Annotated in this window: 28 protein-coding genes; 23 read left to right on the top strand and 5 right to left on the bottom strand. The window is 69.5% G+C overall.

All coding sequences use genetic code 11. The features are described 5' to 3' along the window. Nucleotides 1–37: 37 nt before the first annotated feature. A complete protein-coding gene (locus tag ACTJKO_RS07690) occupies nt 38–571 on the bottom strand; it encodes a hypothetical protein (RefSeq protein ID WP_440687338.1) in 534 nt (177 codons plus the stop codon). 30 nt (nt 572–601) lie between these two features. Here ACTJKO_RS07690 and ACTJKO_RS07685 point away from each other — a divergent pair, with 30 nt between their 5' ends. Genes ACTJKO_RS07685 through ACTJKO_RS07675 form a run of 3 tightly spaced genes read left to right on the top strand, consistent with a single transcriptional unit; the run spans nt 602 to nt 4,775 of the window. Next, nucleotides 602–1,897, top strand: coding sequence for a PBSX family phage terminase large subunit (locus ACTJKO_RS07685; protein ID WP_440687336.1), 1,296 nt, complete (start codon nt 602–604; stop codon nt 1,895–1,897). 15 nt (nt 1,898–1,912) lie between these two features. Then, nucleotides 1,913–3,568, top strand: coding sequence for a phage portal protein (locus ACTJKO_RS07680; protein ID WP_440687334.1), 1,656 nt, complete (start codon nt 1,913–1,915; stop codon nt 3,566–3,568). Next, nucleotides 3,528–4,775, top strand: coding sequence for a phage minor capsid protein (locus tag ACTJKO_RS07675; RefSeq protein ID WP_440687332.1), 1,248 nt, complete (start codon nt 3,528–3,530; stop codon nt 4,773–4,775). The genes ACTJKO_RS07680 and ACTJKO_RS07675 overlap by 41 nt, the downstream gene beginning before the upstream one ends. On the opposite strand, the gene ACTJKO_RS07670 is transcribed toward ACTJKO_RS07675, so the two are convergent. Continuing rightward, nucleotides 4,772–5,221: a hypothetical protein gene (locus ACTJKO_RS07670; protein ID WP_440687330.1), complete on the bottom strand. Its 450-nt coding sequence runs from the start codon at nt 5,219–5,221 to the stop codon at nt 4,772–4,774. The genes ACTJKO_RS07675 and ACTJKO_RS07670 overlap by 4 nt on opposite strands. A 97-nt stretch (nt 5,222–5,318) precedes the next feature. Between ACTJKO_RS07670 and ACTJKO_RS07665 the strand changes: the two genes are divergently transcribed. The 20 genes from ACTJKO_RS07665 to ACTJKO_RS07570 all read left to right on the top strand — a co-directional run bounded on the left by ACTJKO_RS07665 (nt 5,319) and on the right by ACTJKO_RS07570 (nt 20,782). After that, nucleotides 5,319–6,074: a hypothetical protein gene (locus tag ACTJKO_RS07665; protein WP_440687328.1), complete on the top strand. Its 756-nt coding sequence runs from the start codon at nt 5,319–5,321 to the stop codon at nt 6,072–6,074. 22 nt (nt 6,075–6,096) lie between these two features. Continuing rightward, nucleotides 6,097–6,966, top strand: a complete 870-nt coding sequence (locus ACTJKO_RS07660) for a P22 phage major capsid protein family protein (protein ID WP_440687326.1) — start codon at nt 6,097–6,099, stop codon at nt 6,964–6,966. A gap of 30 nt (nt 6,967–6,996) precedes the next feature. Then, the gene (locus ACTJKO_RS07655; protein WP_440687324.1) at nt 6,997–7,350 is read left to right on the top strand and encodes a hypothetical protein; all 354 of its coding nucleotides are present in this window, start codon (nt 6,997–6,999) and stop codon (nt 7,348–7,350) included. Continuing rightward, nucleotides 7,347–7,823 (top strand): hypothetical protein, encoded by a 477-nt coding sequence (locus ACTJKO_RS07650; protein WP_440687322.1) that lies wholly within the window; start codon nt 7,347–7,349, stop codon nt 7,821–7,823. Before ACTJKO_RS07655 ends, ACTJKO_RS07650 begins: the two co-directional genes overlap by 4 nt. 14 nt (nt 7,824–7,837) lie before the next feature. Further along, nucleotides 7,838–8,299, top strand: a complete 462-nt coding sequence (locus tag ACTJKO_RS07645) for a hypothetical protein (RefSeq protein WP_440687320.1) — start codon at nt 7,838–7,840, stop codon at nt 8,297–8,299. Continuing rightward, on the top strand, nt 8,296–8,619 hold the full coding sequence (locus ACTJKO_RS07640) for a hypothetical protein (protein ID WP_440687318.1): 324 nt from the start codon (nt 8,296–8,298) through the stop codon (nt 8,617–8,619). Before ACTJKO_RS07645 ends, ACTJKO_RS07640 begins: the two co-directional genes overlap by 4 nt. 14 nt (nt 8,620–8,633) lie before the next feature. Continuing rightward, nucleotides 8,634–8,999 (top strand): hypothetical protein, encoded by a 366-nt coding sequence (locus ACTJKO_RS07635; RefSeq protein WP_440687316.1) that lies wholly within the window; start codon nt 8,634–8,636, stop codon nt 8,997–8,999. Beyond that, nucleotides 8,996–9,445, top strand: a complete 450-nt coding sequence (locus tag ACTJKO_RS07630) for a hypothetical protein (protein ID WP_440687314.1) — start codon at nt 8,996–8,998, stop codon at nt 9,443–9,445. Before ACTJKO_RS07635 ends, ACTJKO_RS07630 begins: the two co-directional genes overlap by 4 nt. 76 nt (nt 9,446–9,521) lie before the next feature. Then, nucleotides 9,522–10,229, top strand: coding sequence for a phage tail tube protein (locus ACTJKO_RS07625; RefSeq protein WP_440687312.1), 708 nt, complete (start codon nt 9,522–9,524; stop codon nt 10,227–10,229). 88 nt (nt 10,230–10,317) lie between these two features. Further along, nucleotides 10,318–10,878 (top strand): DUF7426 family protein, encoded by a 561-nt coding sequence (locus ACTJKO_RS07620; RefSeq protein ID WP_440687310.1) that lies wholly within the window; start codon nt 10,318–10,320, stop codon nt 10,876–10,878. Nucleotides 10,879–10,922: 44 nt separating this feature from the next. Then, entirely contained in the window at nt 10,923–11,048 is a 126-nt protein-coding gene (locus ACTJKO_RS07615) for a hypothetical protein (protein ID WP_440687308.1), read from the top strand. Then, nucleotides 11,041–14,250 (top strand): hypothetical protein, encoded by a 3,210-nt coding sequence (locus ACTJKO_RS07610; protein WP_440687306.1) that lies wholly within the window; start codon nt 11,041–11,043, stop codon nt 14,248–14,250. Before ACTJKO_RS07615 ends, ACTJKO_RS07610 begins: the two co-directional genes overlap by 8 nt. Nucleotides 14,251–14,260: 10 nt before the next feature. Beyond that, nucleotides 14,261–15,643 (top strand): hypothetical protein, encoded by a 1,383-nt coding sequence (locus ACTJKO_RS07605; protein ID WP_440687304.1) that lies wholly within the window; start codon nt 14,261–14,263, stop codon nt 15,641–15,643. A gap of 18 nt (nt 15,644–15,661) precedes the next feature. Then, entirely contained in the window at nt 15,662–16,798 is a 1,137-nt protein-coding gene (locus tag ACTJKO_RS07600) for a hypothetical protein (RefSeq protein WP_440687302.1), read from the top strand. Further along, nucleotides 16,795–17,673 (top strand): hypothetical protein, encoded by an 879-nt coding sequence (locus ACTJKO_RS07595; protein ID WP_440687300.1) that lies wholly within the window; start codon nt 16,795–16,797, stop codon nt 17,671–17,673. Before ACTJKO_RS07600 ends, ACTJKO_RS07595 begins: the two co-directional genes overlap by 4 nt. A gap of 41 nt (nt 17,674–17,714) precedes the next feature. Beyond that, the gene (locus tag ACTJKO_RS07590) at nt 17,715–18,272 is read left to right on the top strand and encodes a hypothetical protein (RefSeq protein ID WP_440687298.1); all 558 of its coding nucleotides are present in this window, start codon (nt 17,715–17,717) and stop codon (nt 18,270–18,272) included. Between the two features lie 64 nt (nt 18,273–18,336). Further along, nucleotides 18,337–19,200: a hypothetical protein gene (locus ACTJKO_RS07585; protein ID WP_440687296.1), complete on the top strand. Its 864-nt coding sequence runs from the start codon at nt 18,337–18,339 to the stop codon at nt 19,198–19,200. A gap of 7 nt (nt 19,201–19,207) precedes the next feature. Beyond that, nucleotides 19,208–19,798, top strand: coding sequence for a hypothetical protein (locus ACTJKO_RS07580; protein ID WP_440687294.1), 591 nt, complete (start codon nt 19,208–19,210; stop codon nt 19,796–19,798). A gap of 28 nt (nt 19,799–19,826) precedes the next feature. After that, nucleotides 19,827–20,093 (top strand): hypothetical protein, encoded by a 267-nt coding sequence (locus ACTJKO_RS07575; protein WP_440687292.1) that lies wholly within the window; start codon nt 19,827–19,829, stop codon nt 20,091–20,093. Beyond that, nucleotides 20,090–20,782: a hypothetical protein gene (locus ACTJKO_RS07570; RefSeq protein ID WP_440687290.1), complete on the top strand. Its 693-nt coding sequence runs from the start codon at nt 20,090–20,092 to the stop codon at nt 20,780–20,782. The genes ACTJKO_RS07575 and ACTJKO_RS07570 overlap by 4 nt, the downstream gene beginning before the upstream one ends. 219 nt (nt 20,783–21,001) lie before the next feature. Here the strand turns inward: ACTJKO_RS07570 and ACTJKO_RS07565 are convergent, their stop codons facing one another. The 3 genes from ACTJKO_RS07565 to ACTJKO_RS07555 all read right to left on the bottom strand — a co-directional run bounded on the left by ACTJKO_RS07565 (nt 21,002) and on the right by ACTJKO_RS07555 (nt 22,457). Continuing rightward, a complete protein-coding gene (locus ACTJKO_RS07565) occupies nt 21,002–21,406 on the bottom strand; it encodes a DUF732 domain-containing protein (RefSeq protein WP_440687288.1) in 405 nt (134 codons plus the stop codon). 131 nt (nt 21,407–21,537) lie between these two features. After that, on the bottom strand, nt 21,538–21,912 hold the full coding sequence (locus ACTJKO_RS07560; RefSeq protein WP_440687286.1) for a type II toxin-antitoxin system death-on-curing family toxin: 375 nt from the start codon (nt 21,910–21,912) through the stop codon (nt 21,538–21,540). Next, nucleotides 21,909–22,457 (bottom strand): Panacea domain-containing protein, encoded by a 549-nt coding sequence (locus ACTJKO_RS07555; protein WP_440687284.1) that lies wholly within the window; start codon nt 22,455–22,457, stop codon nt 21,909–21,911. The genes ACTJKO_RS07560 and ACTJKO_RS07555 overlap by 4 nt, the downstream gene beginning before the upstream one ends. Nucleotides 22,458–22,510 lie beyond the last annotated feature (53 nt).

Below are 22,510 nucleotides of genomic sequence, written 5' to 3'. Positions count from 1 at the left end.
CGGGTGTGTTCGGGTCACGCCCGGGCCGGGTGCACGCTCACTTCGGTTGCAGCCAGCCCTGCTCGTCGCGCGGCAGGTCTGCCACGAGCGGCAACGGCACGTCGGCCCGCTGACGACGCCACTGAGGCCCCTTCCATGTGACGCGCAAGTGCGACCGACCCTTCACCTTCACCCAGTCGTCCCAGCCCTGCGATGTCAGGTCCCAGTCGCCACCGAACATGAAGCCGTGCACCTGCCATGTCCGGCTCCCATTCGCTTCGACGTAGGTCCAGTCTGCGGCGAACCGCTTGATGTCCGTCGGGTCGAACTTCGCCTCGACGGATACGTTCCGAGCAGTGTCGGGGCCGTGGTTCTCGAGCCGGAGTTGCAGCGTCGGCGACCACGAACCATCGTTCAGAACTGGGTACTGCGATCCGGGCGGAAGCTGCCGGTCGAAGGTGATCACCCAAATCGGATCTCGGTAATGCCGGGTCACTCGGTACGCCCGGTAGGCGATCAACGCGCTCAGCACGGAGATGACGATCGGAAGCAATTGCAGGGCGATGACGCCGACTGACCCCCAGAAGCTCATGGCCTGAGGGTATCGACCGAGGAGGCTGTCGTGGCGCTGGCTTCCTTCGCCCGCGCACCGTTCTCCGGGAAGCAGCTCCGAAGCATCCGCGACTGCACCGCGTCGGTCAACATCTGGGACGGCAGCATCCGTGCCGGCAAGACGCTCGTGTCCCTGTTCGCGTGGATGATCTTCATCGCCGACGCCCCACCCACCGGCGAGATCGTCATGATCGGCCGCACGCGCGAGTCCATCGCCCGCAACATCTTCGGCGTCCTGCAGGACCGCACCCTCTTCGGCGAGCTCGCCGACCAGGTCGTGTACACGCCGGGCGCACCGACCGGGTACATCCTCGGCCGCCGCGTGCACGTCATCGGCGCGTCCGACGTGAAGGCCGAGAAGACGATCCGAGGCATGACCGTCGCCGGCGCGTACGTCGACGAGGTCACCGTCATCCCCGAGGAGTTCTTCACGCAGCTGCTCGGCCGCATGTCGGTCCGCGGTGCACGCCTGTTCGGCACCACGAACCCCGACAACCCCGCGCACTGGCTCAAGCGGAAGTTCCTCGACCGCCTCGCCGAGCTGCCCGACTGGCGGTACTTCCAGTTCCGGATGACCGACAACCCGTCGCTCACTCCCGAATTCATCGCCGCGAAGCACCGCGAGTTCACCGGCCTGTGGTTCCGCCGCTTCATCCTCGGCGAGTGGGTCGCCGCCGAGGGCGCCGTCTACGACATGTGGAACCCCGACCGGCACGTCATCCGGTTCGACGCCATGCCGCCGATCCGCCGGTTCCTCGGCGTCGGCATCGACTACGGCACGAACCACGCGACGTCTGCGATCGCGCTCGGCCTCGGCTACGACCGCCGCCTGTACCTCATGGACGAGCTCCGCATCGACGCCGCCCAGTCGCAGCAGCGGTTCACGGACTCCGAGCAGGCCCGCCTCGTGAAGCAGTGGCTCCCGAAGCCGCACATGCCCGAGGTGTACGGCCTGAAGCCCGAGTGGATGATCGCCGACCAGGCCGGCGCCTCGTTCCGCGAGGAACTGTCCCGCGACCGCCCCGGCGAACCAGCCCTCTACACGCACGCCGCGGACAAGGACGTGAAGTACGGCATCAGCACGATGGCGTCCCTCCTCGGCGACGACAACCTCCGAGTGTCCGACCGCTGCCAGGGCTTCATCACCGAGGTCCCCGGCTACTCGTGGGACCCGAAGAAGGTCCAGGCCGGCCACGACGAGCCGATCAAGGTCGCCGACGACTCCCTCGACGCCGGCCGGTACGTCGTCACCACGCTCGAGCACCAGTGGCGCGACGAGCTCCGCACGCTCACCCCATCGTTCTGACCCTGAGGAGGCGCCATGCCGCTGCCGTCCAGCGACCCGAAGGCGACATGGCCTCCCGCCTCCCTGAACGCGATCCGCCCGGTCCTCACCCAGTGGGACGCATGGTGGCAGGGCAAGCCGGAGCTGCTGCAGGCCGCGTACGGCGGCGGCACGACCGCGCCGGACCCGTCGTCGCAGGCGTTCTACCAGTCGGACACGGGCCGATTCCAGGCGGCTATCAACCGCACGTTCCGACGCTGGTTCGTCGGCGAGCCCGCACGCGGCAACGAGCGGTCGAACAAGGTCGTCATCCCGATCGCCGCGGATCTCGCGCAGGCGTCCGCGGACCTGCTGTTCTCGGACCCGTTCACCGCGACCGTCACCGACAAGGCGACGCAGGAGCGGCTCACCGAGGTGCTCGACGAGGACTTCCACACGACGATCGCCGAGGGTGCCGAGCTGTGCGCCGCGCACGGCGGCGTGTACCTCGTGCTCGGATGGGACCCGAAGCTCCTCGACCACCCGTTCCCGTTGGTGCGCGGCGCCGACGAGGGCGTGCCGGAGTTCCGGTTCGGCCGGCTCATCGCGGTCACGTTCTGGTCCGTCGTCGGCCAGCAGGGCTCGAAGGTGTACCGGCACGTCGAACGGCACGAGCTGCAGAACGAGAACGGTGTCATCCTCCACGGCCTGTACGAGGGCACCGCGGACACGCTCGGCATCAAGATCAGCCTGCTCGCGAACGAGGCGACCGCGCCCCTCGCCGTGCACGTCGACCTCAACGTCGAGGGCACGATCGACACCCGCTCGCCCGGTCTCGCCGTCGTGTACGTGCCGAACCAGACGCCCAACCGTCAGTGGCGGAAGGACCCCATCGGCCGGAACTTCGGCCGGGCGGACATCGACGGCGTCGAGGCGCTGATCGACGACCTGTCGGAGACGTACTCCGACATGGCTCGCGCCCGCCGTGTCGCTCGTGCCCGCATCATGCACGCACGGTCGCTGGTGAAGTCCGGCGGCCCCGGCCAGGGGTCCATCCTGAACACCTCCCAGGAGGACTACGTCTCCGTCGACGCGCTCGGCGGCAAGGACCAGACGAAGCTCTCCGACCTCGTGCAGGTGCTGCAACCCACGTTCGACCCGACCGGCTACCTGGCCCAGGCGCACGACCTCATCGAGCAAATCGTGCAGATGGCCGGGTACTCGCCGCAGACGTTCGGCATCGACACCGGTACGTCGCGGTCGTCCGGGTCCGGGTCGAAGACGGCGACGGAGATCGAGTCCCGCGAGCAGCGGACCCTCATGACCCGCGACCGGAAGATCCGGGAGTGGAAGCCGGCGCTGCGCCGGTTCATCGAGAAGCTGCTGTTCGTCGACGCCGCCATGTTCGGCGGCCCCGGCAACACGGCCGGGCTCGACCTCGAGTTCTCGAACGGGGTGCAGGAGTCGCAGCTCACGCTCGCGCAGACGACGCTCGCGCTGTACCAGTCGCAGTCCGCGTCGATCGAGGAGCGCGTCGCGCTGATGCACCCGGACTGGCAGGAGCCGGACATCGCGAAGGAGGCAGCGAAGATCCGCAAGGAGTTCGCCATCACGCCGATGCAGGACCCAGCCAACCCGCTGTTCAGCGTGAACGACGACGAGGAGCCGGACGATGGCGCAGCAGCAGCAGGAGCAGCAGCGACCGACCAGTGAGGCGGTCGCTGCGCTCGTCGCCGTGCACATCGGTGCCGAGTCGTACCTGCTCGACACCATCACCGCGATCCTGCGTCGCGCCGGGTCGATCCTGTCCGCGCTGCCTCAGATCCGCGCTGTGCTCCGCACGGTCGCGACGCAGCTCGAGCTGTCGGTCCCGCCGCTGATCGACGAGGTCATCGACGGGGAGCTGCTCGACGGCGCTGCTCGCGCTAACCGGGACGTGCTGAACGAGATCCACCAGCACGACGACGGCGCCGCGGTCCGGGCGATCGAGTCACGGGTGAAGGCTCTGCGGGCGCTACCTCCGGGCGCGTCCAGGGGGACGCCCGGCGGCGACCCGCCTCGCCGGCCGGGGAGCGGGCTGGTGCCCGCTGGCCGCCCGCGCGACTTCGACTTCTCCGTGCCCCACTCGGTGCGTGCGGAGGCGGCGATCCGCGCGGACCTCGTGTCCGAGCTGCAGGATGTCCGCCAGCGCATCACCCGGCTCGACAACGACATCTACAAGGTGCTCGCCCCGCAGGCGGCCCGCGTACAGGTGCTCGACGTCGAGCTGACCCCGGCGCAGGCGCAGGCGATCGCGTGGCGCGACTTCACGTCGAACGGCATCACCGGGTTCACCGACAAGTCCGGCCGCGACTGGTCCCTGTCGGCGTACACGGAGATGGCGGTCCGCACGGCGGCCGCTCGCGCGTTCAACGCCTCGCACCTCGAGCGCATGCAGGCCATCGGGTTCCGGTACTTCACCGTGCCGGACACGGGGTCACCGTGCCCGCTGTGCCTGCCGTGGCAGGGTGCCGTGCTCACGGACGGACCGATCGTGGCCCCGGAGATGCCGGTCGACGCGACGATCGCCGAGGCGACCAGCAGGGGGCTGTTCCACCCGCAGTGCCGCCATCACCTCATCGGCGTGATGCCAGGCATCACGGTGCTGCCGCCTCGGCAGACGTGGACGCCCGCGCACGACGCCCGCTACCGGGCGGTGCAGAAGCAGCGCCGCCTCGAACTCGCGGTCCGAAAGGCGAAGCGGCAGGTCGAGAACGCGCTCGACGGCGACATGGCGGCCGACGCGAAGGCGAAGGTCCGGCGGGCGCAGAAGCGGCTCCGTGACCATGTGAACAGCAGCGACGACCTCGCCCGCAACTCACGACGCGAGCAACCTCACCTGCGTGACGCGTACGCGCAGGTCCCGCTCTTCAGCTCCTAGAAGGGGTGCACGAAGAGCGTGACCAAGATCGACGCCGCGACGCCCGCGACGAACCACAGGGCGCTCGACCAGAAGGCCGCCCATCGCCCCTGCCTCTGGCTGTCATGCAGCTCGGTGCGCAGGGCCTGGGCCATCGCCTGTCGATGCTTCTCGTTCAGCCCCGCGAGGATCTCGGCCTGTTCGGCCTCCTCTGCCAGCCTGCCTGCACGCTGCTCGATGACCGCGATCTCCGCAGTGATCTCATCAGCAAGCACCTTGGCGAGCACAGCCGTGGAGCTCAGACGCTGAATGCGGTCGGCCAGCGGCGAATCGTCGACCTTGCCTTGGGCAGCCCTACGCGCTACCCGCCCGGTGATCGCCCCGGCGAGAGCCGCTCCGGCTCCCACAACAGCGGTGATGAGCGCGAGCCAAGGGTCAAGGTCTTCGACTGACGGTACTCCGTGCACGACCGTCGACTCTCTCGCACTCGCGACCACTGCGCCACCCCCAAATCGAGCCGGGCCCGGCGTCCGGCTCCACCATCGAGGAACCCAGGAGGCTCCCGTGACCTGCACTGCACCCCAGACCGCTCTCCCCGTCGTCGCTGACCGCGACGGCATGGCCGTCATCGGCCGCACCCGCCACGACCTCATGGGCATCCGCTACGAGGAGGGCGAGGGCGGCAACGCTGGCGGCTCCGGCGGCTCCGGCGGCTCCGGCGAGGGCGGCGAAGGCGCTGGCACCGGCGGTGAGGGCGCGGAGGGCGCCCAGAGCGGCACCGGCACCGGTGCGGATGCCCAGGACGTCGCCTCACTGCCGCAGTGGGCGCAGAAGGTCATCTCCGACGCCCGCGCCGACGCCGCGAAGTACCGCACCGGCCAGCAGACCGCGCAGCAGGAACTCGCTGACAAGATCGCGCAGGCCATCGGCCTCAAGGCGGACGAGTCGACCGACCCCGCCGCGCTCACCCAGAAGCTCACCGAGGCGCAGCAGGCCACCGCGCAGAAGGACCGGCAGCTCGCCGTGTTCCGCGCCGCCGCCGACACGAAGCAGGCCAACGCGCTGCTCAACCGTCTCGACTTCACGAACTCCATCGCCGGGCTGGACCCGACCGATGGCGACGCGTTCGCCGCAGCCGTCAAGGCCGCGGTCGACGCAGACCCCTCGCTCAAGGCAGCCCGGGCGGCTGGCGCGAGCACGGTCAGCCCCGAGGCCGGGAGCCCCGAGGGTCAGCCGATCACCGAAGCGCAGCTCGCGCAGATGACCCCGCAGCAGATCAGCGACGCCTACGACAAGGGCCAGCTGAAGCACCTGCTCTGATCCGAGAGGACCCGGACCGCACATGTCCATCAACCGTTTCAAGCCGCAGATCTGGAGCGCCAAGCTCCTCGTCGCGCTCCGCAACCAGCTCGTGTACGGCGGCCCGCAGGTCGTCAACCACGACTACGAGGGTGAGATCGCGAACGCGGGCGACACCGTCCGCATCACCTCGATCGGCCGCCCGTCCGTCAAGGACTACGTCCCCGGCGTCACCAAGATCGACCCCGAGCAGCTGACCGACGCGCAGCGCACCCTCGTCGTCGACCAGGCGAAGTTCTTCGCCTTCGAGGTCGACGACGTCGACGCCCGCCAGGCCGCCGGCAACGTCATGCCGCAGGCCGCCGACGAGTCCGCGTACGCCCTCGCCGACGTGATCGACCAGTACATCGCGCAGATGTACATCGACGCCGCGCTCAAGAACGTGCTCGGCTCGTCCTCCGACCCGATCGTGATCAACCCGGAGACGAACCCGAAGGACGCCTACAACAAGGTGCTCGTGCCGCTGCGCACGGCGCTCGCGAAGGCGAACGTCCCCACCCAGGGCCGGTACCTCATCGCACCGCCGGAGTTCACCGGCGCACTGCTGCAGGACGACCGGTTCATCAAGGTGAACGAGTCCGGCGACAACGGCGACGCGCTCCGGAACGGCCACATCGGCCGGGCCGCGGGCTTCGACCTGTACGAGTCGAACAACGCGCCGATCCCGACGACCGGCGTCGCGGCCCTGTCCGCCGGCACCAACCGCGCGATCTCGCTCGCCGAGCAGATCAACAAGGTCGAGGCGTACCGCCCGCAGGACTCGTTCTCGGACGCGCTAAAGGGCCTGCTGGTCTTCGGCGGCAAGGTCGTGCAGCCCGACGCCCTCGCCGCTGCCTACGTCGCGGTCTCCTGACCGCACTGATCCCCGAAGGAGGACCGCCACATGGCACGCACCACCATCCCTGTCACCCGCGCCGTCGCGAACGGCAGCGTCACCGACCCCGCAGCGACGACCGTCACCGCGGCGAACGGCGGCACCATCCCGAACGCGGACACCGAGCACCTGCTGCTCCGGGTCGCCGCGACCGGCGCAGCGACCGTCACGATCAAGGCCGGCGCGATGCCGCCCGCGATCGCGGCGGGCCTCGGCGACGAGCAGATCGCCGTCGGCGCCAACGCCACCGCCTGGGTCGGACCGCTCGAGTCCGGCCGCTTCATCCAGGCAGACGGCTCGCTCGCGATCGACACCTCGGCCGACGTCGCCGTCACGGCGATCGTCGTCCCGAAGGCCGCGTGACCGGCCGCATCCACGTCCGGGGCCAGGGAGGGCAGGTCGTCGCGCTCGACCTGCCCCTCCACCCGGACATCGCCAAGCGCCTCGAGCGAGGGCAGCTGCGCCGAGTGAAGCCGGACGGCAGCCTGTACGAGGAGCACGAGCGCCCGCTCGACGCTCCCGACCTCCCCGAGAACCGTCCCGCGCTCAGCGCACTCAAGCCGGCGTGGGTCGGGTGGGCCGTGAAGAACGGCATGCCCGTCGACGAGGCCGAGCGCGCCACGAAGGACGACCTCATCGAGAAGTTCGGCGTGAAGCACGAAGCGCAGGAGACCGACGAGCAGCGCGCCGCCCGCGAAGCCACCGAGGCCGAAGAGGCCGCGAAGGCGCAGGCGGAGCTCGACCAGACGAAGGCCGACGCGGCCGAGGCGGGCGTGTCCGACGAGGGCACGGTCGACGAGATTCGCGCACGGATCGCCGAGAAGCAGAACCAGTAACCCAGGAGGCGAGCATGTCCGACTACTACGGCGACGCGGTGATACCGGACATGCTCGCCACCCCTGAGCAGTTCGCGGCGTTCTGCGAGAAGCGGAAGACGGTCGCGCCGACAGACCCAGACGGGTACCTGATCGGCGCGACCCCGCTCGTGCTCGACGCCACCTCCGGCGCCTACTACGACGCCGACCCCACCACGGGCCTCGCGACGGACCCGGTCATCGCGACCGCCCTGGCCGACGCGACCTGCATGCAGGCGCTCGCCTGGGTGCGTCTCCGCATCGACCCGACGACGGGCGGCGTCGTCACGTCCGGCGTCTCCACGGCGAAGGGCATCGGTTCCGCGCGGGTGTCGTACGGCGACGCCGCCGAGGCTGCAGCCGCCCGCGCGGCAGCCACCAGCGGCCTCGTGCCCGCAGCGGTCGCCCGGCTCCGCTCCGTCAACCTCATCAACACCGAGCCCTGGACGTACGGATGAGCGCAACCGACCTCGACGACTTCTGGGTCCACACCCTCACCGTGCAGACGTACCTCGGCGAGGGCGGCAACGGCACGTCGTACGCGGACCCCGTCGACGTGCCGTGCTTCATCGACGGCGGCGTGAAGGTGGTCCGCACCGCGACCGGTGAGCAGCTCGTCGTCAACGCGCCCGTGTACGCGCCGCTCGAGCACGCCGCGGCCCTCGTCGCCGAGTCGAAGGTCAGCATGCGCGGCGCGACCGCCCGTATCCTCGCCGCCACCGTCTACGACTCTGGCAGCCTCGACCTTCCCGACCACGTGCAGCTCACCCTCGCCTGAGCGGAGGCCCGTCCGTGTCGATCGAGTGGGAGGACACGTTCGACTGGGACGGCCTGCAGGCGCGGAAGAACGCCGCCATCACGCCCGCGGTCGCCGCCGGCATGGAGGTCGTCCGTCAGGTCACCGCCCCGAAGGTCCCCGTCGAGTCCGGGCACCTGGTCGGCTCCCCCAGCATCACCGCGATCGGGCACACGGCGTGGATCACGTTCCCGGGCCCGTACGCCCGGTACCAGGAGTTCGGCGTGTACTTCCGCCACGGCCGCGTCGGCGCCCCGCTGACGCACACGCACGGGCAGTCGTTCTTCCTCACCACGGGCATCGTCGAAGCCCGCGACCCCGCCCTGCGCGCCTGCGCCCGAGTGTTCGAGGAGCGCCTGTGATCTCCGAGTCCCCCGTCACCCAGCTGCTCACCGCGGTCGCCGAGATCCTCGACGCGGCCGGGGCCGGCGTGTGGTCGCCCGACGCGGCGACCTACGGCCCCGACGACGTCGTCATCTTCCGCGGCACCGAGCGGACCGTTGACAACCCGCAGATCATCCTGAACTGGGTCGACACGGACCAGCACCCCGAGATCACGCAGGGCTCCGGCATCCTGCAGGTCGCGATGAAGGGCGCCGCGAACCAGCCTGGCTCCGTCGACGACATCGGCTACGCCGTGTTCGCTGCCCTCCACGGCCTCGAGCAGGTGCCCGCCGGCGCCGCTCTCATCGTCCAGTGCCTCCGCCGCAACAGCGTGCCGATGGGGCAGGACGACAAGCTCCGGAAGGAGCGCGCGGACCAGTTCGACGTCGACGTCGAGTGGCCGCCCACCAGCCACCGGCTCTGAGCCGGTTCGTCCCCAGACGCAGCCCTCCCCAGTGGGGGCACTTCCGCATGCCCGCACACCGCCTCAGGAGGCACCCATGAGCACCGCGCTCGCACGTAAGTTCGCCTGCGAAGTCACCGCAGACCTCACCCTCTCCAGCGGGTGGCTGCGCTTCAAGGGCGTGAACGACTTCAACCCGAACGTCAACCCGAACCTCGAGGACTCGTCCGACTACGACACCGACGGGTGGGCGTCGTCCGAGGTCACCATGCAGGACTGGTCGGCCGACGTCGGCTTCTTCCGCCGGAAGAACAGCGGCGTATACGACGCAGCGCAGGAGCTCGTCCGCTCCCGCATCGGCAAGTTCGACGACGAGGCCCGCCTCGGGTTCCGCTGGTTCGACAAGACCGGCGGCCCCGAGGCGAACCAGGGCATCGCGATCCCGACGTGGAAGCGCTCGAACACGGGGGTGAAGAATCTCGAGCAGGCCACGGCCACGTTCACGGGCACGGACATCCCGCTGCAGATGGACATCGAGAACCCGTACCAGGCGACCGCTGCACCCGTCATCGTGTCGGCCACCCCGGGCGGACAGGCCGCGGGCGAGGCCGTCGCGATCAACGGCGCCGGCTTCACCGGCGCGTCCGGCGTGAAGTTCGGCGCGACGAGCGCCGCCTCGTTCGAGATCGTCAACGACCAGCTCGTCATCGCCGTCCTCCCGGCCGGTTCCGCCGGGTCGGCTCCCGTCACCGTCACGACGGGCGTCGGCACGAGCAACGCGTTCGCGTACACCCGCGGCGCGTGAGACCCCGGGGCCGCCGTATCTGGGGACGCGGCGGCCCCGGCCTACCCCTTCCAGTCCCCACCCGTCCTGAACCAGGAGTCCCCAGCTCATGACCTTCCGCGACTACTACGAACTCGCCGACCCGCTCGTCCTTCCCATCCGCGGGAAGGCGTACACGATCCCGCCCGCGACCGCCGGAGACGTCGTCCGATGGCGCCGCTTCACCGAGAAGGTGGAGCAGATCGCTGCGGGTGCGACGGACGTCACGATCACCGAGGACGAGGCGATCAGCGACGAGCAGTACCAGCGCATGTTCCTCGGCTCCGCGCTCGACGAGATGCGCGCCGACGGCATCCACCCGGGCGTCATCGAGCACGCCGCCACCACCGCGATGGGCGACACCATGGCTGGCCGTGAAGCCGCCGAGCGGATGTGGAACTCGATCGACCCAAAAGCATCGAAGCCGGAGCCGACAGCGGCCCCCGAGAAGGACTCGACGCCATCGCCCAGTACGGGCGCGGCGAGTTCGACGAGTTCACGGGCACGTACGAGTGGTACGAGGTCCCCCCGGAAGTCGCAGGCCGGCGGACGACAGCGGGCTGGGGCGAAGTCATCGCCCGGTTCGACCTCCTCGCGTTCGACTTCCAGCGGCACCTCAACCTCCGACTGACGACCGTTCTGAGGACCCACACGTGGCGCGAGTTCGTCGCGCTCGTGTCGGGCCTGCTCAGCATCGACGAGCACCTCATCACCGGCACGGGCATCACCAGCGTCCCCGCGACCCTCATCGGCGCGCACTTCCACACCACCGACGACAGCGAGGAGCCGGACGATGAGTGACACCGAGGTCGGCGGCATCAAGGGCTTCCTCAGCCTCGACGACACCGCGTGGGACCGGACGATCGCGAAGGCGAAGCAGGACGTCCGCGAGCTCAAGGGCATGAACGCGGACGTGCGCGTCTCCGCGGACACCGACCGGGCCGAGGAACGCATCGCCATGCTCTCCGCAGCGGTGCGGGCCCTCGACGCGGAGTCCGCGACGATCGACGTGAAGGTCGTCGAGCGGGCCGGTGGCGGTTCGTCGGCCGCGACCCGCACCGCGGCCGACGCGCAGCAGCAGCTCAACGACGCGCAGGAGAAGGCCGCTCTCGCCTCAATGAAGGCGGACCTCGCGCAGCAGCGGCTCAACGAAGCCGAGGAGAAGGGCACGAAGGCAGCGTCCGAGCTGATGGCTCGGCGGATCGCCCTCGCCGAGGCGCAGAACCGGGAGTCCGCGGCCGTCGAGCGTGCGGTCGCGCTGACGAAGCAGCTCAACGACGCGCACGCCAGGGAGGCCGCGACTGCTGCCGCGGCTGCTGGTGGGGAGAGCGAGCTCGCCGCTGCGACGAGTCGGTCCGGCGCCGCGGCGGAGAGCAGCGGGAAGTCGTACGAGGCCGCCTCGAGCCGCACCGGTCTGCTCGTCTCCGGCATCGTCGCGCTGATCGCAACCATGCAGCCCCTGGCTGGCGCGACGGTCGCTGTTGGCGGCGCCCTGGTCGGGATGGGTGCCGCCGGCGCCCTCGCCGTCTACGGCGTGGTGAACGCCATGAAGCAGGGCACCGACGCCGGTCAGGTGTACCGGTCCGGACTGCAGTCGCTCAAGGGCGACCTCGACAGCCTCGGGGCGACGTCCGCTGGCGCCATGCTCGACGACTTCCAGCGCGCCGAGCGCACGATCACCGGCGACATGCCTGCTCTCCGCGGCCAGGTCGTGGGCTTCGCTGACTCGCTCGGCGAAGCCGGTAACGCGCTCCTCACCGGGGTCGTGAAAGGCTTCCAGGTCGCGAACCCGCTCATGGAGCAGGGTGAGCGGCTGATCGTGCGGGTCGCGACCGGCTTCCAGTCGTGGGCGTCCGGCAACGGGCTCGCCACGTTCGCGAGCGAGGCGTCCCACGACCTCCCGATCGTCGTCGACGGTGTCGGGAACCTCGCTTCCGGCGCTGTCGCCCTCCTCGGGGCACTGCGACCCGTCGGCCTCGTCGTCGTCGAGGTCGCGGGCGGCATCGGCCAGATCGCGCAGGTTGCCGCGATGGCCGGTCCCGTCCTCCCCGCCCTCGCCGCTGGTGCCGGAGCGGCGTGGCTCGGGTTCAAGGTCTGGGACGGCGCGAAGGCAGTCGCCAGCGGTGTGCAGGCGGGCGTCACCGCGATGTCCGCATCGATGGACGCGCTCATGGGTGCCTCGACCCGCACCGCGGCCGCGACCGCCGGGCAGGCAGCCGCGCAGGCCGCCGTCGCGGCCACCGCTCCCGCGGCAGCAGCCGGTGAGGCGGCCGTCGCCGAGGGTGCCGTCGCGATGAACACCGCGATGGCCGCGAACCCGGTCGGCCTCGTCATCGGGCTGCTCGCCGGCCTCGCTGCGGTCACCCTCGTCGCGATGAACGCGACGAAGGAGAACACCGCTGCGACGGCGGACTACTCCTCCGCCCTGCAGCAGGACGGCGACGCGATCGGCCAGTACACGACGAAGCAGATCGCGCAGCAGCTCCAGCAGGCGAAGGTCATCGCGACCGCGAAGCAGTACGGGCTCACCCTGTCGGACCTCACGAAGAGCGTGTCCGGCAACGCTGAGGCGCAGGACAAGGTCTCGAGCGTGCTCGACACGCAGATCAAGAAGTACGAGGAGCAGGCCCGCGCTGCCCGTCTGGGCAGCACCGGGGAGTCCGCTGCGTCGAAGATCGCCGGGGAGCACGTCGACGCGCTCAAGAAGCTGCAGTCGGAGATCGACGGGCAGACGAAGGCCGTCGCGAGGCAGAAGCAGCAGCAGGAAGCTGCGAACTCCGCGTCGACCGCTGCGACGGACGCGATCAAGTCGAACGCGGGAGCGTTCGGCATGACGACGGGCGCGTACCAGAAGGCGACGGAGGCTGCCAAGAAGCAGGCCGACTCGATCCGCGAGGCTACCCAGGCCATGCAGCTCGAGAACGACGCTGCCGGGCTCCTGACGAACGCACTCACCCTGATGAACGGCGGGGCGCTGTCGGTCGCACAGGCGCAGACGGGCGTGGCCTCGGCGACGAACCAGGCGGTGCAGTCGTTCAAGGACAACAAGAACGCCATCGACGGCAGCTCGGCGGCGGCGGTCGCGAACCAGCAGGCGATCCAGAGCCAGGTGCAGGCCGCGCAGCAGATGGCGGAGGCACAGGCGAAAGCCACCGGCTCCACGCAGGCCGGTGTCGCGGCGTACCAGCAGTCGAAGACGGCGCTCGAGGCGGCCCTGCGGGCGCAGGGGAACCTCACCCCGGCGGTGCAGGCGTACATCGACAAGCTCTACGACGTGTCGAACCTCAAGGTTCAGCCCACGAAGCTCGACATCGACAAGGCCGCGGCCGACGCCGGGCTCGAGGAGCTCAAGAAGCACATCGCCAGCGTGCCGAAGACGCATGACACGAAGACGGACGCTCTGATCTCCGACGCCCAGGCGAAGCTCAACGCCCTCAAGGGCGACATCGCCTCGGTACCGCCGAACAAGCAGACCGAGCTCCGGGCCGCCATCGCAACCGCGCAGGCGAACCTCAACGCGATCAAGAGCTCGATCGCATCGATCCCGACCTCGAAGACCATCACGATCACGACGAACCACGTCAACGTCGCGGACGGTTCTCCGGGCAACGGGGCCGGCGTGATGCTCGCCAAGGCGCACGGCGGGACGATCCAGTCGTTCGCTGGGGGTGGCACGTCCGGCGGGTCCGTGTGGGGGTCGAAGGGGTCCTCGTTCTCCGATTCGATGCTCACCCGCCTCTCGATCGGGGAGGAGGTGGCGTCGGCGCAGGCCATGTCGTACCCGGGCGCGCGGCCGATCGTGAAGGCGATCAACGCGAACCCGGCCGCAGTCGTGAGCGCGATCATGCAGCCGAAGCAAGCTCCTGCGGGCGACCGGCCGATCTACATGGACGGCAGCCTGTTCGGAGTGCTGCGAGAGCTCGCGAACGGCGAGGCGCAGATCGTCGTGAACGCCGCCGCCAGGCGGTCCAGGCAGTCCGCGAAAGCGGGCCGACAGCAGTGAGGAGAATCGGATGTCCGTAGCGAACCTCGCAACGAACCCGCGGGCCGCGACGCTGACGAACTTCAGCGGCGAGGGCAGCGCGGAAGCTCCGGCGCCGACTCTCGCGACCGGTGGCCCGGTCCCCTCGGTCACGAACCAGGTGGTGGTGCGCGCCACGAAGGCGAACACCTACATCGGGGTGCAGTACAGCCACGCCGGCATCACAGCGGGTCAGGTGTACTCGTTCTCCGGGTACATGGCGACCGACTCGCTCGCGGGGACGTTCGCAACCTACGTCATCTGGACGAACGCCTCCGGCGGGACGGTCTCGGTCTCGTCAGGTCCGACGGCCGCGTCGGCTGCTGGCTCCTGGGTACGGATGACGTTCGACGGTGTGACCGCGCCCGCAGGCGCGACCGGTGCGACGGTGGTGTTCCGGAAGCTCGGGTCGGTCGCCGCTGGGAACCTCGTCGTCGCGACCGCCGTGATGGTTGCCCGGGCCGCGACGTCGCCGGCATACGGCGATGGCGCCACTGCGGGGTGGGCGTGGACCGGGACCCCGGATGCGTCGTCGTCGGTGAACCTCGTCGTCGGACCTCCGACGCTCACGGTTCTCGACGACGACGCCCTGGGGCCTCGCGTGTCGGTGGTGTTCACGGACCTCGCCGCGATCACCCAGTACGTGACGGTCCGGCGCACCGCCGGTGGACGCACGATGCCGGTCCGGGGCGGCGTCCAGCTCTACGCAGTCGGCGGCGCGGCGGTCCTCGATCAGGAGGTGCCGTTCGGCATCGACGTCTCCTACCAGGCCGAGCAGTTCGACGCGAACGGGGTGTCGCTCGGGATGACGGACACGGCGTCCGTGACCGTCGACACGATGGACGCGTGGGTGCATCAGCCGCTCAACCCGAACCTGTCGCTGCAGGTCCGGGTCCGGCTCAAGTCGACGGAGACGCTCGGGTGGGAATCACCCGGCGACGTCGTCTACACGCAGGGCGCGTCGGTCGGGCGGCTCATCAACGGGCAGCGGTCCGGCATCAAGGACAGCTCGCTGCTGCTGCGACTGATCCGCCCCTCGGACGCCGCAGTGCTGGACGCGATGTTCGGGACCTACGACTCGACCTACCCGGCCGTGCTCTGCGTCCGTACCCCGCCGAACGTGCCCCTCCCGCCGGTGCTGTTCTGGGGCTGCACGACCCCGAAGCGCCTCACGTCGGGTGCGAACAAGCTCGTGCAGTACCAGCTCGACGGCAGCGAGGTCGCACCGCCCGCGCCGGGCCTGGTGATCCCGACGCTGTCCCGCAACGACATCGACGCCGCGTACCCGACCCGAGCCGCTCGATCGGCCGCGTACACGTCGCGCCTCGCCCGCGACACCGACTACTCGCTCGGGGGGACTGCCTCAACGAGCTGATCAGAGAGGAGGTGCCCGGTGCGCATCTCCTCTCCGCAGCTCCGCACGGTGGTCACTGGGTCGTCGTTCACGTACCGGTGGGTCGCGGACGTGATCGCGAACGGGCAGCGGGTTCTCCGGGATCTTCCGTGCACGGCTCCGGACTTCACCGACGACGACTCGCAGCTCGTGCAGTCGACCGGGTCGCTGACGTTCGTCTACCAGGACGATTTCGCGCAGTCGATCGCGCCGGCGGGAGTCGCTGACGTGCTGTCACCCTTCGGCACACAGGTGTGGGTGTACGTCCTCATCGAGGACGGTCCGGCGTTCTCCGAACGCGTGCTCATGGGCCAGTACCTCGTCGAGGAGACGCCGACGATCGCGTCGACGAAGATGCTGCTGCTCGGTACCCCGGTCACGGTCGGCGACACCATCGAGGTCACCCTCTCGGACCTGTTCTACGGCGTCCAGGTGGACCGGTTCTACACGCCCGGCGCCCCACCGTCGCTCGCGTCGTGCTGGACCGAGGTGCAGCGCCTCACGGGCCTGCCGATCACCCGCACCACAGCCGTGCCGGACGCGTCGATCTCCCGTCAGGTGGCGTACCAAGAGGACCGGCTGCAGGCCGTGTACGACCTCGCGAACTACTCGCTCGACGCGGTGCCCTTCATGACTCCGGACGGCACGGTGTCCATGCGGCCCAACGCGTGGCCCGACGCGGTCGACGTTCTCGCCGACGGGCCGGACGGCAACCTCATCGACGTCGCCCGCGGGATGAACACCGACACGGTGTTCAACGCGATCGCGGTGCGCGCGTACGACACGACCGACGGGTCCGCGATCCTCGCGTCCGGCGAGGTCACGAGCGGTCCGCTGCGTGCCCGCGAAACCGACGGGTCGCTCTCCCCGTTCCGCCGACGGCCGAAGTTCTACTCGTCGCAGTACATCACCACGAAGGCGCAGGGGCAGCAGTACGTCAAGACGTGGCTGCCGCGGCTGTCGCAGCTCACCGGCGTCGAGTACGTGCTCACCGAGACGTTCAACCCGCTCCGGCAGCTCGGCGACGTCATCGAGGTGCACGAGCTCGGCGTCGACCCGTACCTCGGCCGGGTCTCGGGCATCCGCCGCACAGATTCCGGCACTCAGCAGACGATCGTGAAGGTGGGCCAGGCGTGAGCGACGGGCAGACGGACGTCCTCCTCAAGCTCATCGGGGAGAAGACGACGCTCAAGTCGCTCGTCGGCACGTTCGTCGGTGCGACCGCCACCGGCTGCACCGTCGACGTCGGCGGCGGCCGCATCCCGGCCCGCTTCGGGTCCGGGTACCTGCCGGAGATCAACGAGCAGGTCACGGTGTGGACGTTCGACGACGGCACCGCGTTCGTCATGGGTCCCTCGTTGACGAAGCCGTACCGCGGCACCGTTCAGTCCGTCGCCGCGGGCCTGGTCACCCTCTCCACGGACTACGGCCCCGTCGTCGCTCCCTACCTCGGTTCGACGCCCACGGCCGGGCAGCTCATGGCCCTCCGCTGGCACGGCGGCCCTCTCGCCGAGGGTGTGCTGTCGACGTCTCCCCCGCTGCCGACCCCGCCGGACCCGCCCTCGTCGTCGACCTCGCGTCACGTGAACACCTTCCAGGCGCTCGACGCTGGTTCGTGGAACCGGTACGGCTGGCAGCAGGCGCAGGTGTGGGCGTCGGACTCCTACTACGGCGCCTGGTTCTACGGGTCGAAGATTGCCGACACCCTCCCCGCCGGCGCGGTGATCTCGTCGGTCGAGATCTACCTGTCGATCGCGTCGCTGTTCGGCAGTCAGCCGAACTTCGCGCTGCACACGTACCAGTCGAAGCCGGCCGGGCAGCCGGCCTACGGAGCCGCCGTCGCCTTCGCGCCCCGGCCGGGTTGGAACACACTCCCCACCGCGTGGGGCAACGCGCTCCGTTCCGGTGGCGGGTCGTTCGGCGTCGGCGTGAACCACGGCGGGAAGAACATCTTCAACTCCCTCGCCGCGGACGGCCTGTCCGGCGCGCTCCGCATCACCTCCACCTACTGACACGCTCGCCGCCGCGCGGGCGTCTGCACGCAAGGAGCCTCATGGCCGCAGACAGCTACGGCAACAAGAACGAGCCCCAGTTCGCCGGGGCGGGCGTGCCGCAGGACGCCGCCGACCTGACGACCGTCGCCGCCTACGCGGCGCTGGTCGGGAACCGGAAGGTCGGCACCGTCGACCAGCGGAACGCGGTGATCGGCACGAAGGACGCGTGGGAGGGGCTCACCTGGTACGACCTCACCGACGGGTTCACCTACACGTACAAGTCCGGCGGCTGGGTCCTCACCTTCGACGACACCGGCTGGATCACCCCGCCCGCGCTCGCTGGTACCGCCGGCAGCGCCCAGTACCGGCGCCGCAACGGGCTGGTGTTCTTCCAGGGCACGTGGACGCCGACCGCCGACTCGCAGGGCATGTTCCGGCTCAACGCCGGGTTCCGCCCCGCGAACACCGGCACCTGGTGGTGTGAGCGCGGCACCACAACGGGCCCCGCCGCGAAGATCGAGGTGCAGGCCAGCACCGGCCTCGTGATCTTCCGCCAGTCCGGCGGCTCCGGCGCGATCAACTTCAGCGGTCTCGGACCGTTCATCGCCGAGCAGTAGCACCAGCACCGCATCATCACGCCGTCCCGATCGGGGCGGCGTTCGTCGTTCCAGGAGGACCCTCATGACGCTCACGCTCGACGTCTCGGACGCCGCGGCCCGGTTCCGCACCCTCTCGGGAGTCGGCGACAACGGCGTCCGGTACGCCGCAGGCCGCAACCAGCCCGGGAAGTGCACCCGGTGGACGTGGCTCGCGCTGGGGAAGGACGGGCAGGGCTTCCAGAACAGCACCCCTCTCCCGTCCGCTGTGGCCGCGTGGCACAACGCCCCGGCCGAGCACCGACACCCGTTGACGGAGAAGCCGTTCGCGGGCGCGGTGCTCGTGTTCGGCCCCACCTCGGGCCCGCGCTGGGCCGGCGACGAGAACTACCCGTACGGCGACGTCACCGTCCTCGATGGCTCCGGGTACGGCTCCGGCGACTGGCAGGACTGGGGCATGTCCGCGACGGACGCGTCCGGGGTCGGTGTGATCTCCCGCGTCACCGGGGCGACCCGGTACGTGCAGACCGGTCGGCGCCCGGTTCTCGGCTGGCTGTCGTCGTACGGCGGCGCCGTCCTCGTGTCCGGCGCGACGTCCGCAGCCGCAGGCTCCACCACCCCGCTCCCCGCGGCATCCACATCAGCACATCAGGAGGACACCATGCTCGCGATCCGCAACGACAAGAACGGGGCGCTGCTCGGCATCGGCGTCGGCATCGTCCGGCACTGCCCCTCGCAGCGGCAGTTCGACCTCATCGTGAAGGCGACGCCGGGCAACAAGGCGCAGCACACCGACGAAGCGACCCTCGCGCAGATCCTCGTCGCCCACGGCATCCCCGCGGCCGCCGTCGACCCGAACTGGATCGTCAAGAACGCCGACAAGGGCAGCGGCGCGGACGGGCACACCTGGTCCGCCGTCGGCTCCCTCCGCACCGCTCTCGGAAAGTAGGAACCCCATGAACACCACCCTCGCGAAGAAGTGGGCGCCCGCGCTCCTCTCGGCCGCTGTCGTCCTGTTCGGTGGCCTGCAAGTCCTCGTCACCACAGGGCACGGCGTCGTCGAGCTGCTGCAGTTCGGCACCCTCGTCGTCACGACTGTCACCACGACGGTCCTCCCGCTCGTCGACTCGCGGTGGCAGGGCGTGTGGAAGACCGGCGCGGAGATCGTCGGCGTCGTCATCACCGCCGTGCTCCCGTTCGCGATCGACCACACCCTGACCTGGGCGAACGCGCTCCTCATCGCCGTCGCCGTGGTCAAGGCCCTCGCCGCTGAGTTCGGCGTGGCCCTGCGCACGTCGAATCTGATCGATGCACGCTCCGACACCCCGGACACCGTGCCTTCGATCACCACGCTCGAGCCGATCGCGGCATCGGCTGCTCCCGCTGCGACGGACGCCACCTCGGACGACGGTCTCGTGAACGGCACCACGGCCGCGACCGCCGCCGTGCCGATCGGCACAGACGAGATCGAACAGTCGGGCACCGTGCCCGACACCGGTCCGACCGAATCGGCGGACGACGGCCCGAAGCACCTCGCAGCGTCCTGACCACCACAACCCCATGGAAGGGGCCACGATGACGCTCGACGAGCGCCCCGACACCGACGTGACGCTCGGCGAGGTGAACCGCAACCTCAAGGACTTCCGGAAGGACGTCAAAGACGAGCTGAAGGAGATCAAGACCGGGTTCGTCACGAAGGACCAGCACGACGCGCTCGTCGCTCGGGTGGCCGAGCTCGAGGCGAACGCGAAGTCGCGGGTCACGACGTGGCTCGCCGTCGCCGGCATCGTCATCCCGTCACTGCTGGTGGTGTGGCAGGCGCTGCGAGGGGGTGCCGCATGACCCGGTTCAGGAAGTGGTTCACACAGTCGAACATCATCATCGCGGTCGCCGTCGCCTGCCTCGTCGCGGTGGCGATCGCGTTCTACGGGTCGAACACCGCAGCGATGGCAGACAAGGACGACACGATCCACGTCCAGCGGGAGCGGATCTCGACGCTGCTGCAGCAGAACGGGGACCTGTCCGACGCGATCGCGCAGGCGAACGGAAAGCTGCAGGCCAACGGCCTGCCCACGGTCGCAGCGCCCACCGAGGGTGCCGCCGGACCGGCCGGGTCGAACGGTCACGACGGCCGCGGGGTCGCATTCACGCTGTGCACGGCGACCGGCTGGGCGATCACCTACACCGACGGTGAGACCGAGAACGCTGGCGGCGACTGCACGGGAGCGACCGGCAAGACGGGCGCGACGGGAAGCGCCGGCGCCGCGGGCGCACCGGGGAAGGACGGCGCCGACGGGGTGTCCGTCACCGGCCCGGCCGGCGCTGCTGGACCCGCAGGCCCCGCCGGAGCGCCCGGACCAGCGGGAGCGGACGGAGCCGACGGCAAGGACGGCACCGGCGTCGCATCGGTGTCGTGCGTCATCAACGACGCCGGCACCGCGTTCCGGTTCACGCTCACCGACGGTTCCACCCAGGACGTCGACGGCACCTGCACTCCCGATCCCGAACCGACGGGAACACCAGCACCATAGACAACGGCCCCGGCCCTCACGCGAGTGAGAAGCCGGGGCCGTTTCGTCGTTCTACCGGCCCTTCCGGGCCAGACGTGCACGGTTGGGGCACGTGTCTGCGGCGTGCTTCGTGCGGTGTCGCATGTTGCAGCCCGGGTGCTTCCACACCGTGCTGCGGCCCCCGATGCGACCACCGAGCGAGAACGGCCCGGGCAGTGGAATGTGCCAGCGGAGACCCATCTACTTCACATCCTTGAGGTGCTCTGGGCAGAAACGGGCGATCGAGGCGTTGACGAATCCGACAGCGTTCTTGCTTGAGAACGACGCGGTCGAGTCGTCGCCGTCCGTCATGATCTTGACGATGTCCTGCCACCCGCCCTTCGGGTCTCGATCCATCCGCCCACAGATGCTCTTGCCGAGGGAGTCAATCTCGGAGTTGCTCACGAGGGAGGTGATCGGCATGTCCCCAACCCTTCCGAGGTACTCGCTCTCGGAGATGGGTGCAGGGGTCCGGTTGATCCAAAGCACCGAGGCCACCACTGCTGCGATGACCACGACGACGACGAGGGCAGCCAGGATGATCGCCTGCTTCGAGATCTTGCGGTGCGGGCGGGGTGAGGCTTCGAGGCGGGCTTCGTCGGTCATTGTGAGCATCACTCTACGGCCGCCGGGGGACGTTCGGGGTACCCCTGTTCGTGGGCGGCAACCAGAAGACCCCCACCGGGTTCCTTCACGGGAGCTTGGTGGGGGTCGTCTGTCGTTCTCCGGGTACGTCGCTATGGCAGCTGCTCGGAGTGAGAGAAGAGCCACATCGCGATGCTTGGCACGTCCCTCTCTCCTCGCCCGACGGACTTCGAAAACTCGGCGGCCTCGGCCTGGGCGACCACGATGCGGAAGCCGTTGGCCCGCAGGAACGCGATCGTCGAGAACCAGGCCGTCCGCTTGTTCCCGTCCTCGAAGGCCTGAGCCCTGTCGATCGCGTGCAACAGGGCACCAGCCTGCGTCCAAAGCGTTGCGTGCACGAGGTGCCCCCCGAAGCCAGACATCGGCCGACCTACGGCACCTTCGAGCTTGCCCCGATCATTGAGCGCGGCGCCGCTCTCACGATCGTGGTACCGGATGACCTGAGCGACCGTGAGGAAGACCGTCAAGCCTTTGCGAGAAGAGACAGGGTCTCTTCCCACTCGGAACTAACGACGTCGCCGATCGCCTCTGCGCTCTCGTCCGTCAAGACGAACAGAGACGTCTGTCGGGTGGGGCCATCCGTGTCGCTGATTGCACGCTCCGTGTAGAAGTTGCGAAGCGTCTCGTCACGAAGGTGGTTCCGCGACGGCGCGGTAGGAGGAAGCCCCGCGCGCGCCTCGACCCACGGCAGATGCTCGTGCGTAAGGTCGATCAAGTCCTGATGCCCGAGGCGCCCGTAGTACGCAAGCACGGAGTCGACGATCTCCCGCTCGTGTTGCGGCAGAGACCCGTCGTAGGCCGGCAGATCGTAGTGCTTCTGAATCCGGAACAGTTCGCGAACAACCGGACCATCAGGCCACGCCTCGAAGTCATCCGTGAAGATCTTCTTCCCTGTCCAGGCGATGGACCATGCCTGAGCGAAGTAGACCAGCTTCTGCAGCTTCTTGGAGTCGTACCGAGGAAGCTTGAGCGTGTCCTCGATGTAGCTCGCCACTGTCAGTACGTTCGTCATCTCGACACCTCCTAGCCTTGGTTCTCCACTGTGTGTCCACAACTTACCCACAG

The organism is Curtobacterium sp. 22159 (genome assembly GCF_052045775.1).
Lineage (GTDB): Bacteria > Actinomycetota > Actinomycetes > Actinomycetales > Microbacteriaceae > Curtobacterium.
Note: the sequence above shows the minus strand (reverse complement) of the source record. Positions and strands in the feature narration are given on the sequence as shown.

What these genes read in the sequence shown, in the direction of transcription:
- ACTJKO_RS07690 (WP_440687338.1), bottom strand. Translation starts at nt 571, where the DNA reads ATGAGCTTCTGGGGGTCAGTCGGCGTCATCGCCCTGCAATTGCTTCCG.
- ACTJKO_RS07680 (WP_440687334.1), top strand. Translation starts at nt 1,913, where the DNA reads ATGCCGCTGCCGTCCAGCGACCCGAAGGCGACATGGCCTCCCGCCTCC.
- ACTJKO_RS07675 (WP_440687332.1), top strand. Translation starts at nt 3,528, where the DNA reads ATGGCGCAGCAGCAGCAGGAGCAGCAGCGACCGACCAGTGAGGCGGTC.
- ACTJKO_RS07660 (WP_440687326.1), top strand. Translation starts at nt 6,097, where the DNA reads ATGTCCATCAACCGTTTCAAGCCGCAGATCTGGAGCGCCAAGCTCCTC.
- ACTJKO_RS07655 (WP_440687324.1), top strand. Translation starts at nt 6,997, where the DNA reads ATGGCACGCACCACCATCCCTGTCACCCGCGCCGTCGCGAACGGCAGC.
- ACTJKO_RS07645 (WP_440687320.1), top strand. Translation starts at nt 7,838, where the DNA reads ATGTCCGACTACTACGGCGACGCGGTGATACCGGACATGCTCGCCACC.
- ACTJKO_RS07640 (WP_440687318.1), top strand. Translation starts at nt 8,296, where the DNA reads ATGAGCGCAACCGACCTCGACGACTTCTGGGTCCACACCCTCACCGTG.
- ACTJKO_RS07625 (WP_440687312.1), top strand. Translation starts at nt 9,522, where the DNA reads ATGAGCACCGCGCTCGCACGTAAGTTCGCCTGCGAAGTCACCGCAGAC.
- ACTJKO_RS07620 (WP_440687310.1), top strand. Translation starts at nt 10,318, where the DNA reads ATGACCTTCCGCGACTACTACGAACTCGCCGACCCGCTCGTCCTTCCC.
- ACTJKO_RS07610 (WP_440687306.1), top strand. Translation starts at nt 11,041, where the DNA reads ATGAGTGACACCGAGGTCGGCGGCATCAAGGGCTTCCTCAGCCTCGAC.
- ACTJKO_RS07605 (WP_440687304.1), top strand. Translation starts at nt 14,261, where the DNA reads ATGTCCGTAGCGAACCTCGCAACGAACCCGCGGGCCGCGACGCTGACG.
- ACTJKO_RS07590 (WP_440687298.1), top strand. Translation starts at nt 17,715, where the DNA reads ATGGCCGCAGACAGCTACGGCAACAAGAACGAGCCCCAGTTCGCCGGG.
- ACTJKO_RS07585 (WP_440687296.1), top strand. Translation starts at nt 18,337, where the DNA reads ATGACGCTCACGCTCGACGTCTCGGACGCCGCGGCCCGGTTCCGCACC.
- ACTJKO_RS07580 (WP_440687294.1), top strand. Translation starts at nt 19,208, where the DNA reads ATGAACACCACCCTCGCGAAGAAGTGGGCGCCCGCGCTCCTCTCGGCC.
- ACTJKO_RS07575 (WP_440687292.1), top strand. Translation starts at nt 19,827, where the DNA reads ATGACGCTCGACGAGCGCCCCGACACCGACGTGACGCTCGGCGAGGTG.
- ACTJKO_RS07570 (WP_440687290.1), top strand. Translation starts at nt 20,090, where the DNA reads ATGACCCGGTTCAGGAAGTGGTTCACACAGTCGAACATCATCATCGCG.
- ACTJKO_RS07565 (WP_440687288.1), bottom strand. Translation starts at nt 21,406, where the DNA reads ATGACCGACGAAGCCCGCCTCGAAGCCTCACCCCGCCCGCACCGCAAG.
- ACTJKO_RS07555 (WP_440687284.1), bottom strand. Translation starts at nt 22,457, where the DNA reads ATGACGAACGTACTGACAGTGGCGAGCTACATCGAGGACACGCTCAAG.